The 12,818-nt window shown below is 66.8% G+C and carries 12 protein-coding genes and 1 tRNA gene; 3 read left to right on the top strand and 10 right to left on the bottom strand.

All coding sequences use genetic code 11. The features are described 5' to 3' along the window. Positions 1 to 26 precede the first annotated feature (26 nt). Together A3OM_RS0119740 and A3OM_RS24410 are read right to left on the bottom strand one after the other, a co-directional pair. On the bottom strand, positions 27 to 380 hold the full coding sequence (locus tag A3OM_RS0119740) for a HepT-like ribonuclease domain-containing protein (protein WP_018045506.1): 354 nt from the start codon (positions 378 to 380) through the stop codon (positions 27 to 29). Beyond that, positions 370 to 684 carry a nucleotidyltransferase domain-containing protein gene (locus A3OM_RS24410; RefSeq protein ID WP_238253842.1) on the bottom strand — a complete coding sequence of 105 codons (315 nt, stop codon included), beginning with the start codon at positions 682 to 684 and terminating at the stop codon, positions 370 to 372. Before A3OM_RS24410 ends, A3OM_RS0119740 begins: the two co-directional genes overlap by 11 nt. Positions 685 to 812: 128 nt before the next feature. Here A3OM_RS24410 and A3OM_RS0119730 point away from each other — a divergent pair, with 128 nt between their 5' ends. Next, complete coding sequence (locus A3OM_RS0119730) at positions 813 to 2,003, top strand: PQQ-dependent sugar dehydrogenase (RefSeq protein ID WP_018045504.1); 1,191 nt, start codon at positions 813 to 815, stop codon at positions 2,001 to 2,003. 28 nt (positions 2,004 to 2,031) lie between these two features. On the opposite strand, the gene A3OM_RS0119725 is transcribed toward A3OM_RS0119730, so the two are convergent. Continuing rightward, positions 2,032 to 3,204 (bottom strand): YihY/virulence factor BrkB family protein, encoded by a 1,173-nt coding sequence (locus tag A3OM_RS0119725; protein WP_026176231.1) that lies wholly within the window; start codon positions 3,202 to 3,204, stop codon positions 2,032 to 2,034. A 291-nt stretch (positions 3,205 to 3,495) separates the two neighbouring features. On the opposite strand from A3OM_RS0119725, the gene ybaL reads away from it, so the two are divergent. Beyond that, positions 3,496 to 5,322: a YbaL family putative K(+) efflux transporter gene (ybaL, locus tag A3OM_RS0119720; protein WP_018045502.1), complete on the top strand. Its 1,827-nt coding sequence runs from the start codon at positions 3,496 to 3,498 to the stop codon at positions 5,320 to 5,322. Positions 5,323 to 5,417: 95 nt separating this feature from the next. On the opposite strand, the gene A3OM_RS0119715 is transcribed toward ybaL, so the two are convergent. From A3OM_RS0119715 to A3OM_RS26435, 7 genes are all read right to left on the bottom strand, one after another. Beyond that, a complete protein-coding gene (locus A3OM_RS0119715) occupies positions 5,418 to 6,368 on the bottom strand; it encodes an acetamidase/formamidase family protein (RefSeq protein ID WP_018045501.1) in 951 nt (316 codons plus the stop codon). Positions 6,369 to 6,394: 26 nt separating this feature from the next. Then, positions 6,395 to 7,123 carry an ATP-binding cassette domain-containing protein gene (locus tag A3OM_RS0119710; RefSeq protein WP_018045500.1) on the bottom strand — a complete coding sequence of 243 codons (729 nt, stop codon included), beginning with the start codon at positions 7,121 to 7,123 and terminating at the stop codon, positions 6,395 to 6,397. After that, positions 7,120 to 7,830: an ATP-binding cassette domain-containing protein gene (locus A3OM_RS0119705; protein WP_018045499.1), complete on the bottom strand. Its 711-nt coding sequence runs from the start codon at positions 7,828 to 7,830 to the stop codon at positions 7,120 to 7,122. Before A3OM_RS0119705 ends, A3OM_RS0119710 begins: the two co-directional genes overlap by 4 nt. Next, on the bottom strand, positions 7,827 to 8,939 hold the full coding sequence (gene urtC, locus A3OM_RS0119700; protein ID WP_018045498.1) for an urea ABC transporter permease subunit UrtC: 1,113 nt from the start codon (positions 8,937 to 8,939) through the stop codon (positions 7,827 to 7,829). The genes A3OM_RS0119705 and urtC overlap by 4 nt, the downstream gene beginning before the upstream one ends. Further along, positions 8,936 to 10,540: an urea ABC transporter permease subunit UrtB gene (urtB, locus tag A3OM_RS0119695; protein ID WP_018045497.1), complete on the bottom strand. Its 1,605-nt coding sequence runs from the start codon at positions 10,538 to 10,540 to the stop codon at positions 8,936 to 8,938. The genes urtC and urtB overlap by 4 nt, the downstream gene beginning before the upstream one ends. A gap of 19 nt (positions 10,541 to 10,559) precedes the next feature. Beyond that, on the bottom strand, positions 10,560 to 11,786 hold the full coding sequence (locus A3OM_RS24405) for a transporter substrate-binding protein (protein ID WP_018045496.1): 1,227 nt from the start codon (positions 11,784 to 11,786) through the stop codon (positions 10,560 to 10,562). A 113-nt stretch (positions 11,787 to 11,899) separates the two neighbouring features. After that, a complete protein-coding gene (locus tag A3OM_RS26435) occupies positions 11,900 to 12,262 on the bottom strand; it encodes a hypothetical protein (RefSeq protein WP_244479065.1) in 363 nt (120 codons plus the stop codon). 358 nt (positions 12,263 to 12,620) lie between these two features. Between A3OM_RS26435 and A3OM_RS0119685 the strand changes: the two genes are divergently transcribed. Beyond that, positions 12,621 to 12,697 (top strand) — tRNA-Arg (locus A3OM_RS0119685). The last annotated feature ends 121 nt before the right edge of the window (positions 12,698 to 12,818 follow it).

Here is a 12,818-nt window from a genome sequence, read left to right as displayed (position 1 = left end):
GAAAGGGAAGGTGGTCGCCGGACCCGTCATGACCCGCCGGGCGATTGCGTCAGCTTGGCCCTGCCGACGATCAGGAGGTCCGGAAGGTCCTCCTGGACGGTCCGCCAGATCATGCCGGGCGATACGATATCGTATTCGTGGCGATAAACATTGCCTGCGTTGGCGATCTGCCGCCAAGCGATGTGCGGATGCCGTTCGCGCGTCCCCGCACCGACGCGGCGGCTCGCCTCGGAGACCATCTCCAGACAGCGCGAGACGGCATAAAGATTACGCCGGTCGGTCGAAAACTCATCGAGGCGTAATCCGACGACGAAATCCTGTGCCGCCTCGATGTTCTCCACGATCCCGAGAAGCGCGCGTCGGCCGCGCTCAGAAAGCATGGATGGCGTCGCGTTCCGCCGCAGGGCGAACATGCGGCTTGAGCATGTCCTTGTTGGACACGTCGACGGAGATCGGGAAAAGCTCGCCGATGAAGTCGATCACGCCGACATAATCGTAAACGCTGCGGATCGTCGTCTCATCGATTTCGATCATCACATCGATATCGCTTCCGGCATGGCTCTCGCCGCGCGCGACAGAGCCGAATAGAGCGGCGTGACGAACGCCGCGCCGCTGCAACTCGCCTTCATGTGCACGAAGGATATCGATGGCCGTCCTAGAATCCATGCGGCGACGATAGCGCAAGACCGGGCTTTGCTGAAGAGGCTGCGAGCGGTCGCGCGAGAGAACGAGTGCAAGTGTCGCGTGCCGGAACAGCCGATTCCGGGTCCGCGTTCCCGATGCATCCCTCCTAGCCCCGGATAGTGTCCCACATGATTCAGATCCGCCGCCCGGCGCATCTCGCCTTGACCCTCGCCCTCTCCGCCGCCCCTCTGCCGGTCCTCGCTCAGGCGCTCCAGAGTCCCGGCACCGCGACGATCGAGGCCCATGTGGTGAAGGCAGCGCCGCTCGAGGCGACACCGGAACGGATCGCGGGCCTGAAGCTCCCCGCAGGGTTCAGAATCGAGGCCTTCGCCCGCGATCTCGGCGCGCCGCGCGTCATCGTCGTGTCCCCCGACGGGGCGCTCTATGTCAGCGACCGCGATGCCGGCACGGTCACCCGGATCGATGCGGCGGACGCGTCAAAGCGGCAGGTCGTCCTGAAGAAGCCGGACGTGCACGGCCTCGCCCTCCATGACGGCACCCTGTTCTACGTGACGGTGAAGGAGATCTTCTCCGCGCCGATGAAGGCGGACGGCAGCCTGGGCCCCGAGACGAGGCTCGTCTCCGACTTGCCCGATGCCGGCCAGCACCCGAACCGCACCATCGGCTTCGGGCCGGACGGCTGGCTCTATGCCAGCCTCGGTTCCACCTGCAACGAATGCGAGGAGCGCAACCCCGAGAACGCCACGATGGTGCGGATGAAGCCGGACGGGTCGGGCCGGGAAATCGTCGCCTCGGGACTTCGCAACACCATCGGCTTCGCCTGGGAGCCCGGGACGAAGGCCCTCTACGGCTGGGACGACGGCGTCGACTGGCTCGGCGACGACGCAACGCCGGAGGAGCTGAACCGGATCGAGCCGGGCAAGAAATACGGCTGGCCCTACATCTTCGGCGCCGGCATCAAGAACCTCTATCGCGAGGTCCCCAAAAGCTCCCTGGAGCAGTGGGACAAGGACAGCGAACGGCCGGTGCTCACGTGGACGGCGCACGCCTCCTCGATGCAGTTCGCCTTCTACGACGGCGCGCAGTTCCCGGCCGAATACAAGGGCGACGCCTTCGTCACCATGCACGGCTCTTGGAACCGCAAGCCGCCGAGCGGCTACGAGGTTCTGCGCGTGCATTTCGAGAAGGGGCGTCCGACGTCGATCACCCCGTTCGTGTCGGGCTTCCTCACCGAGGGCGGCCCGAGCGGCTGGTCGCGCTTCGCCCGGCCGTTCGGTCTGGCGGTGGCCAAGGATGGAAGCCTTTTCCTTGGCGACGACCAGCACGGGATCGTCTACCGGATCAGCTACAAGGACTGATCCGGGCGAGGGGACACGGTGGTGCCGCTCAGCGCGCGGCGCCCACCGTGTCGGCCATGCGGGCGTCGCGCGTTCCGAGCGGCTGTTCCCGTCCCACCGTGGTGTCGATCTCGGTCTGGTGCTCCATCTCGGCGTTGATCTCGGCGCCGAGCATCACGATCGTGGTCGAGATCCAGATCCAGGTCATGAAGCCGACGACGGCACCGAGGGAGCCATAGGTCTCGTTGTACTTGCCGAAATTGGAGACGTACCAGGAGAAGCCCAGCGAGCCTACGAGCCAGAGCACGCCGGCGATGGCGCTGCCCCAGGTGACCCAGCGCCAGCGCGGCGCATCCCGGCTCGGACCGTAGCGGTAGAGCAGGGCGAGACCGGCGAGCACGGCGAGCAACAGCACCGGCCAGCGCAGGAGCGAGATGTACCAGGCCTCCGCGCTAAGGCCGACGACGTTGATCACCGCCGGCACCACGACAATGCCCACCAGCGCCAGGACGATGAAGAGCAGGGCACCCCCGGTGAAGGCGAGGGAGCGCAGGTTGAGCCAGAAGAAATTCCGGGTCTCGCGCTCCTCGTAGACGATGTTGAGGGCCTGGAAGACCGCCTTCATCCCGCCATTGGCGCTCCAGATCGACAAGGCCAGACCGGTGAAGAAAGTCAGGCCCAGGGTAGTGTCACCCTTCTCCGCAATGCGCTTCACCTGTTCGCCGACGATGTCGAGAGCACCGGACGGGATGACGCCCTGGAGGTTCTGGAGGTGGTCGTTGATGGTCGCGACATCCGCCACCAGCCCGTAGCAGGCGACCAGGGCCGCAATGGCCGGGAAGATCGCTAGCAGAACGTAGAAGGTCACACCGGCGGCCACGGAGACGAGGTTGTTCTCGCCGACATCGTGGAAGACCCGCAGGCCGATATCCTTCCAGCCCTTGGCCGGGATTTCCGAGGGCTTGGATGCCTGCCGCCCCCGTTCGGTCTCGGTCCTGGCGACGTGCTTGGCGTCCCTCCCCTCATGGGAGGGGGAGGGCTCGCTCGTGCGCGGGGCGGATGGAGACGGGTCCGACAATGACCCGGACGAGGATGGCCGTGTGCCCTTCCTCGGCAGGACGACGAGACCGACGAGCGCGGTCACGAGCCCCAGCGTCCATAGGGTGGAGCCCGCTTGTGCAGAGCCCGCCGCTCCCGCCGGTTCGTGATGTGGTTCGGCCATCGGCGGTTCGTCCTGTGGAGCGGAAAGTGAATACAATTCGCTTCGACAACCTTCCGGCAGGCGGAGGGTTTCATGCAGCGCCCCCGACGGTCCGTCAGGGCATAGAACGGTCTTGCAGTGTACAGAGAAGACCGCGGGGGAACCGCCGGGGCGCCGTTCGGCACGGTGCGTGCTCCCAGGCACGGACTGTCAACCCGTCTGCGGTTACGAGCCGCCATTCGGCGCTTGCCCTCGGCCGCCGTTGCCCTCACCGTTTTCGCGAAATTTCCCAAACGAGGACACAACCGCCCCGTGCCGCACGCGACAGAGCTGATTGCCATCATCGCCCTCGGTCTCGTGTTGGCCTTCGCCTGCGGGATGCTGGCCCAACGCCTGCGGCTGCCTCCCCTGGTCGGTTATCTCCTCGCCGGCGTGCTCGTGGGGCCGTACACGCCCGGCTTCGTCGGCAACAGCCAGCTCGCGAGCCAGCTCGCCGAGATCGGCGTGATCCTGCTGATGTTCGGGGTTGGCCTGCACTTCTCGATCAAGGACCTGATGGCGGTGCGCACCATCGCCCTGCCGGGGGCCATCGTGCAGATCGTGGCCGCCACCGCCATGGGCGGCCTGCTGGCGCATCTCTGGGGCTGGGGCATCGGTGCCGGCCTCGTCTTCGGCCTCGCCTTGTCGGTGGCGAGCACGGTGGTGCTGCTGCGGGCTCTGGAGGAGCGCCGGCTCCTCGACAGCGACAAGGGCCGCATCGCGGTGGGGTGGCTCATCGTCGAGGATCTCGCCATGGTCCTCGCCCTGGTCCTGCTCCCCGCCCTGGCGCCGTCCCTTGGGGGAACCGGCGACGGCGCGGCCCACCATGTAGGGGACGGCAACATCTGGCTCACCCTGGCGCTGACGCTGGCCAAGGTCGCGGTGTTCGCCCTGGTGATGCTGGTGGGCGGGCGCCGCGTGGTGCCCTGGCTCCTCGATCAGGCGGCCCGCACCGGCTCGCGTGAGCTCTTCACCCTGGCGGTCCTCGCCTTGGCGCTGGGCATCGCCTTCGGATCGGCCGAGCTCTTCGGGGTCTCCTTCGCGCTGGGCGCCTTCTTCGCCGGTATGGTGCTGGCCGAATCCGACCTCAGCCATCAGGCGGCCGCCGATTCCCTGCCGCTGCAGGATGCCTTCGCGGTTCTGTTCTTCGTCTCCGTGGGCATGCTGTTCGACCCCGGCATCCTCCTGCGCGAACCGCTCTCGGTCCTCGCCGTCCTCGGCATTATCCTCCTCGGCAAATCGCTTGCCGCCGTGGCCATCGTGCTGGCCTTCAAGCATCCCATCGGCACGGCCCTCACCATCGCGGCAAGTCTGGCGCAGATCGGCGAGTTCTCGTTCATCCTCGTCAGCCTCGGGCTCTCGCTGAAGCTGCTCCCCACCGAGGGGCGCGATCTCATCCTCGGCGGCGCCATCCTCTCCATCACCCTCAACCCGCTGTTCTTCGTGCTGGCCGACCGGGCGACGCGCCTCTTCGCCGAGCGGCCGGATCTCGCCGCACGGTTCGAGCGGCGAGGTGCTGCGGCGATGGCCGTCACCGAGGAGGCCAAACCCCATCGCGGCCACGCCATCGTCATCGGCTACGGCCGTGTCGGCAGCACCATCGCCAACGCCTTCGCCACCTGGGACATGCCCTACCTCGTGATCGACCGCGACCGCCGCCGCGTCCTCGACCTGCGCAAGGACGGCGTCGAGGCGGTGTTCGGGGACGCCACCGCGCCCGGCATCCTCGAAGCCGCCGATATCGGACAGGCGAAGCTCATCGTGATCGCGTCGCCCGAACCGCATACGGCGCGGCGCCTCGTCGAACTCGCCCGCGAGGCCAATCCCGGCATCGACACGCTGGTGCGCACCCACAACGATGGCGAGCGCCACTATTTCGAGGAGCAGCGCGTCGGCCTCGTCCTCATGGCCGAGCGCGAACTCGCCTACGGGATGACGCTCTACGCCCTGCGCAGCCTCGGGCTGAAGGAGGGCGAAGCGCGCATCTTCGTCGACAGCACCCGCGTGGAAAGCCGCTCGGCCCCCGTGGAGGCCGAAATCGACCAGGGCGCGCCGGAACTGCGCCCGCACAAATCGGACGTGGTGGAGGGGAAGGGGTAGGCGCGCGGCTCCTCCCGTCGGCTCTGCGACGGGAGCGCGCCGGCGGCGACATCCCGACCGGTGAACCGACCTCGAGGGGCGCGCTCATCCGCGGCTCAGCCCGGCGCGGACAAGGCGCTTTTCGGCAGCAGCATGTGGACGCCCTTGTTGCCGTCGACCGTCTGCGTGATGCGCAGATTGCCGGCCAACGAGCACAGCATGTAGGCCTGATTGCGGGTCAGTCCGCTGCGTGCGCAGACGTGACGGACCATCTCGCGCACCGCCTGGCGCATGGCCTCGTCGAGGCTCTCATGCAGGCCGATCGTCATGAGATCGGTGGGCGTCTCGGCGAAGGGCCACCCATAGCCGAGATCCTTGCGCACGGTGAGCCGGAAGGTGCCCGAAAGCCCCGTCTCGAGGGCCGTGATGCAGACCTCGCCGTCGCCCTGCACGCCGTGGCCGTCCCCGGCATAGAAGCCGGCGCCGGGGTTGAAGACGGGCAGATAGAGCGACGTGCCGACCTTGAGCTCCTTGTTGTCCATGTTTCCGCCGAAGGCGCGGGGGACCGGAGAGCCGACCCTCCCCCAGGCGGCGGGAGGCGCCGTGCCCATGATCCCGAAGAACGGATCGAGGGGCAGCTCGGCGCCCCAGGGCAGGATCGCGACGCCGCGGGCGACGTCGATGTCGGGATGGATCGTCTCGTAGTCGGTGAACTCGTCCGGCAGGGTGCCGAGCAGAGGCAGGATCGCCACGAAGCCCCAATCCATGCGGAATTTCAGATCGAGGATGTCGACCTGGAGCACGTCGCCGGGTTCGGCCCCGCGGACATGGACCGGGCCGGTCACGAAATGCGGTCCGGGGCCGGAGGCCAGCGTGTCGAGGGCCGCGAGATAATCGGCCGGCACCCTGGCCGGATCGGGATGGAGCGATTCCTTGCCGCCGGCCGGAAACGAGTGGAGCGTGACGGTATCGCCGGACTCGATCTCCAGGACCGGCGGCAGAGCGGCGTCGAAGTAGCCGAGCACCATCGTGTCGGGTGTCGCGGGAATCTCGTGATGCGTCGGCATGAGGGAGCCTTTCGGAGATCTGATGGTCAGACGGCGATGTGCCGGGCGAGGGCGGCGTGGTCCAAGCTCTCCCGCGTGCCCCGTTCGACCACGCCGCCGCGTGAGAGCACGACGAAGGAATCGGAGAGGCGGACCGCGAATTCGAGATATTGCTCCACGAGGAGCACGGTGATCCGGCCCTTGAGCCCTTCGATCACGGCTTCGATTGCGGAGACGATGGAGGGCTGGATGCCCTCCGTCGGCTCGTCGAGGAGGATGAGTCGGGGCCGGGTGCTGAGCGCGCGGGCGATGGCGAGTTGCTGCTGCTGTCCGCCCGAGAGGTTGCCGCCAGGCCGGTTCCACAGGCCGCGCAGGGCCGGGAACAGAGCGACGGCCTCGTCCACGGCGTTCGTGCGGTCCAAGTCGTGCGCCCGGGCGGCGACACGCAGGTTCTCTCCCACGGTGAGGTCTGCGAAGATCTCGCGCCCCTGGGGCACGATCGCGAGGCCCGCTCGAGCTCGCCGGTCTGGCGACAGGTCGGTGATATCGGTCTCGCCGAGAATGATGCGTCCGCGGCTTATAGGGATCAGTCCGGCGAGACAGCGCAGTAGCGTGGTCTTGCCAGCGCCGTTACGCCCGAGCAACCCCACGCAGGAGCCGGGCTCGATGCAGAAGTCCACGTTCCGCAGCACTTGCGCACTGCCGTAATGCTGGTCGAGGTCGGTCACGGTCAGGCCCACCGGGGCCGGTGGGAGGGAGTGGAAGACATCGCTCATCGGCCGAGAAACACCTCGATGACTCGCGTATCCGCACGCGCTCCAGCCATCCCACCCTCGAACAGGGTGCGGCCTTCGTGCAGCACGGTGACCCGGTCGGCGATCGCCTCCACGAAGGCCATGTCGTGTTCGATCACCAGGATTGCCCGGTCGGGGCGGCGCAGCGATTGGATCAGGTCGGCAGTCCGCACGGTCTCGGCATCCGACAATCCCGCTACGGGTTCGTCGAGGAGGATCAGCCTCGGCCGGGAGGCGAGCACCATGCCGATTTCGAGCCATTGCTTCTCCCCATGCGCCAGGGAACCCGCAAGCGTGTCGGCGCGCGCCTCCAACCCGGTCTCGGCGAGAGAGGTCGCCACGCGGTCGGATCGCTCGGTGGTCGGGCAGTCGAGGCCGCAGCCGATCTCCAGATTCTCGCTCACGGTGAGGGCGGGAAAGACGCTGGGCTTCTGGAACTTGCGACGCACGCCCACACGGGCAATCTCGGACTCCGAGCGGCGGGTCAAGTCGAGGTCGTCGCCGAGGAGGATGCGGCCCGACGTAGGCTTGGCGATGCCCGTGATGGCATCGAGAAGGGTGGTCTTGCCGGCGCCGTTCGGACCGATCACGGCCCGGACCTCGCCGGCATCGATGGCCAGGGACAGGCCGTCCAGAGCACGGAACCGCCCGAACACGACGCTCAGGTTCTCGATGACCAGGGCGCTCATCCGAGCCCCCCGCCCCGCCGCAACCAGGTCGGTTTCGGGCGCAGGGTCGCGAGGTCGAGGAGACCGTTCGGCAGCCCCAGCACCACCACCAGGACGAGGCCCGACAGGATGAAGGGCCAGGCCTCCGGCATCGCGGCACTCAGCCAGAACTTGAGGGCATTGACCACCACGGCGCCGATCACCGCGCCGCCGAGCCTCCCCATCCCGCCGATGGCGACCCAGACCGCGATCTCGATGGACAGGTCGGGGCTCAGGACCCGCGGATTGATGATGCCGACCTGGGGCACGTAGAGGATGCCGGCCAAGGCCGCGATCGTCGCGGAGAGGCACCAGATCCCGAGCTTGAGCCGCGTCGTGCTGTAGCCGAGGGTGCGCAGGCGGGCCTCGTCGTCGCGGCAGGCGAGCATGCGCCGGCCGATACGGCCGACCACCAGGGCACGCGTGCCCACGAGGATCAGGGCCAGGGCCAGAAGCGTCGCCACGGCCAGACCCGTGACCATGCCGGGCGCGCCGATGGGATGGCCGAACAGGAGGGAGAATCCGGTCATGCCGTTGTTGCCGCCGAGCCCCGTATCGTTGCGGAACATCAGCAGCATGGCGACATAGACCAGGGCCTGACTGATGATCGAGAAGTAGACGCCGTTCACCCGTGAGCGGAACGAGGCATAGCCGAACAGGAAAGCGATGGCGGCCGACAGGACCAGGGCCACGACAAGGGCATAGGGCGCGCTCGCCAGACCGGACCAGTACAGCGGCAGGGTTTTCCAGCCCATGAACTGCATCAGGTCCGGCGCCATGCCGCTGACGGCATAGGCGTGGGACAACAGGTGCATGGCGCAGACATAGCCGCCGATGGCGAAGAACAGGCCGTGCCCCAAGCTGAGGATGCCGAGATAGCCCCAGACCAGATCGAGCGAGACGGCGAGGATCGCGAAGGCCGCGAGCTGCCCGACCATGTTCACGAGATAGGGGGCGGGCTGCAGTAGGACGATGACGAAGGCGGCGGACAGGATGAGGGCGATCACTGCCGCCAAAAGCGGATCGCCGCCAAGGCCGGGGAAAAGGCGACGGGACGCCGTCACGGGCAAGGTCTCCACGGCACCGCTCATCGCCGCCGCCTTACGGCGAACAGCCCCTCGGGCCGGCGCTGGAGGAACAGGATGATGCCCGCGAGCACGATCACCTTGGCGGCGACCGCGCCGTAGAACAGCTCGATCAGCACGTTGGCGCCGCCGATGCCGAGCGCCGCCACGAGGGTGCCGACGACCGTGCCGACGCCGCCGAGCACGACCACCATGAAGCTGTCGACGATGAAGTTCGCGCCCATGCCCGGATTGACGCTGTAGATCGGGCACAGGGCCACCCCGGCAAGCCCGGCCAGTCCCGAGCCGAAGCCGAAGGCGAGGCGGTCGACCCGTCGGGTCCTGATGCCGAGGCAGGCAGCCATGTCGCGATTCTGCGTCACCGCCCGGATGTCGAGGCCGAGCGGCGTGCGCCTGAGGATCAGGAGTGTCAGCACCAGTGTGGCGGCGGCGAAGGCGATGGCGAAGAGTCGGTTCCAGGTGACGATGAAATCGGCATAGAGCGGCACCCCGCCGCTTACGTAGGACGGCATGCCGAACTGGAGGTTCTGCGATCCGAAGACCACGCGGACGAGGTTGATCAGGAACAAGCTGACCGCCCAGGTGGCGAGCAGGCTCATGAGCGGTCGGCGATAGAGGTGGCGCAGGATCAGCGCCTCGATGAGGATTCCCACCAGGGCGGCGGCGAGGAAGGCCACGGGGATCGCCGCGACGAGGTAGAGGTCGAGAAAGCCCGGAGCGAACCGGCGGAACGTCTCTTGGACGCCGTAGGCCGCATAGGCGCCGACCATGATGAACTCGCCCTGGGCGAGGTTGATCACCCCCATCAGCCCGAAGATGATCGCCAGCCCGGCTGCGGCCATGAACAGGATGCTGGCAAAGCTCAGGCCGTTGTAGAGCAGCGCGAGACCGTTGCCGATCCACACCGCCCGTTCGACCCGGGCGATCCCGGCATCCAAGGCCGTGCGGAATACGGGATCGGCGCTATAGGCCGGATCGGTCTTCAGGGCGGAGAGCCGCGAGAAGGCGGCGCCCGACGGCGCGTCGGCTACGGCACTGATCGCCTCAAGGCGACGCGTCGGATCGGACGAGGACAGGGCCGCTCCCTGTGCCGCCACGCCGATCGCCGCTTTCAATCCAAGATCGTGTTCGTTCTCCTGTGCGCGTTCCAGCACTGAAGCCGGCACGCCTGCCATGCGCCGCTCGACGGCAGCCAATCCCCTCGACCGAAGCTCCACCGTCTCGCCCGCAATCAGCGTCGCGATGCCGAGGGCGGTCTCGGTGAGGGCGCGCTGGCGCAGGCCGAGCACCGGCGAACGTCCGCCGTCAGCGGAACGAACGGCGCCGCTCGCCACCTCGCGCCCGTCCGGTGCCCCGGGCTTCTCGAGCAGGACAGTCGTGTCGCCGAGGCAGACGAGCCGTCTCTCCAGCAAGCCGCGCAAGAGAATGCCCACAGCAGCAAGATCCTCGACCGCTGCCTCGCCGCTCGACCGGATCAGCGCATCCAGGCCCCTGCTTTGTGCAGCCCCGTCACCGCACAGGCCGGCCGCGAAACCCGTGCGGTCGAGGCCGGGCGTCGCTCCGCTCGCCGGCTGCATCAAGCCGGCAACGAGCAGGAAGGCACCCAATACCCAAAACCTCACGCCCTCAACCATAAGGGCTGAACGGCACGGGCTTGGGGGCATCGGGCGATTGCCAGAGGATGTCGAACCCTTGCTTCTCGTTGACCGAACCGATGAAGACGCCGCGGGAGACGTAGTTGTTCTCCCCCGTCATCGTCAGAGTGTAGCCGGAGGGATCGGCGAAGCTCAGGCCCGCGAAAGCCTTGCGCACCTCGGGCACGTCGAAGCTTCCCGCCTTCGCCGCTGCCAGTGCCCAGAGCTGGACGCTGTCATAGGCAGAAACCATCGGATCGATGACGGTGTCGGCGCTGAAGGGGACGGACTTGGCCTTCACGTAGGCGGCCCAGTCCCCAAGGAACCGGATATTGGCGTCGGCTTTCGCGGCCTGGAGATAGGCCCAGCAATTTAGGTGGCCAACCAGGGGCGCGGTATCCAGCCCCTCGAGATCGGCCTCCACCATGTCGAGGCCGAGGATCGGCACGTCGGTGGCGCGGATGCCCTGGTTGGCGAACTCGCGCAAGAAGTCCGGGATCGAGGAGCCTACCACCGTCAGCACGACGATCGGCTGCCCGCCCGGCTCGGCGGCGAAACTGCGGATCTGATTCACCAGGGTCTGGAAATTGGAGAAGCCCAGCGGGACGTATTCCTCGCGCCAGGCGGTCGCCGCGACGCCCTTCGACGCCCAATAGGCCTTCAGCTGCTTGTTGATCGTGCGCGGCCAGACGTAATCGGAGCCGATCATGAAGAAGCGCTTGGCTCCGACACCCTCCGTACCCATCAGGTAATCGACGGCAGGCAGCACCGAACTCGCCGGCGGCGAGTTCACGTAGACGATGTTCTTGGAGTTCTCGTCGCCCTCAAAATGGAGCGGATAGAACAGCAGCCCGTCATTCTGCTCGACCACCGGCAGGACCGATTTGCGCGAGACCGAGGTCCAGCAGCCGAACAGGGCGGCGACCTTCTCCTGCTGCAGCATCTGCCGTCCGATCTGGGCGTAAAGCGGCCAGTCCGAAGCCGGGTCCGAGGTCACGACCTCGATACGGCGCCCATTGACGCCACCCTTCGCGTTGATCCCGTCCGCGGCCATGCGCACCACGTGGTTCAGACGCCCTTCGATATTGGCCATCGTGCCCGATGAAGAAAACAGGCATCCGAGCTTGACCGTGTCGGCGGCCCAAGCCGGACGGATGATCGCGGGAGCGGCGAGCGCCGCTGCGGTCCCGATGAAATGACGCCTCGTGACATCGACCATGGGCTTTGCACCTTCCCCTGACACGAGGCGAAGTGTCGGATTCTCAATGGTCTGGGGGAAGGTCAAATGGGCTGCACATGCCCACCGGCATGCGCAAAACCTCATCGGACAGCCTAAGGCGCAGGCGCGATGGCGAGCAAAACGTCAAAATTCACAAATAACCCCACGGTCCCCGCCCTTTCATACCGCCTGCTTATGGGTGCGTTTCTTGCGGGTCCTGAAACGCTATCTCGGATCGCGGAGGCCCGCACATGCGTCGAAGCCGACACACCGATCAGGAAGTCGCTTTCCTGCTCAAGGAAGCTGAAAATGGCATTTCCGTCGCCGCGATCTGCGATGCGGCGCACATCTCGGTAGGGACGTTCTACCGCTGGCGTCGGCGCCTCGGTGGTCTTCCACCAGCAGGCGTCGCCCGTCTTGGGCAGGTCGAACGCGAGAACGTCGCGCTGAGGGCCGAGGTGGTTCGCCTGAAGCAATCCCTGCTAGCCCTCTCCCCTCGCTATCCCGACTGCAAAGTGGATCCTGTCCTGACGGGGCACCGTTGCTCCGATATGCCCTCGGCTAACGTCGAAAGTGTCCGCTATCGCGGTGGCGCTGCGTCCGTCGGGCGATACGCTTTCGTGAGAGGTGCCACCTAGACCGCAGTCCTGTCAGGCAGAAAGGCCCATCAAGGGTTCGCGAAATGCCGGCGCATCCGCGCCTTTCTACGACCTGCAAGCCCCCCTTAGCGCACCCGACACGATTCGAACGTGTGACCTTTGCCGAAGGTGGCCCCCATGGCCAACGACATTGTTGCGTGCGGCCACGGCTTGGGTTAGGTGTCAGCCACGGTCAGCACCCGTAGCTCAGCTGGATAGAGCGTTGCCCTCCGAAGGCAAAGGTCACACGTTCGAATCGTGTCGGGTGCGCCAATTTTTTCAGTGACATAACTCAATATGTCGCTCAGCCCGATAGTTCGGGGCTACAGCCCGGCTACGATGCTACTGCGTATCAGTGGCGGCTCGTTGCGCCAGCCTCTCAAAACGAAGGTCC

This window comes from Methylobacterium sp. 88A (assembly GCF_000376345.1).
GTDB classification, from domain to species: domain Bacteria; phylum Pseudomonadota; class Alphaproteobacteria; order Rhizobiales; family Beijerinckiaceae; genus Methylobacterium; species Methylobacterium bullatum.
Note: the sequence above shows the minus strand (reverse complement) of the source record. Positions and strands in the feature narration are given on the sequence as shown.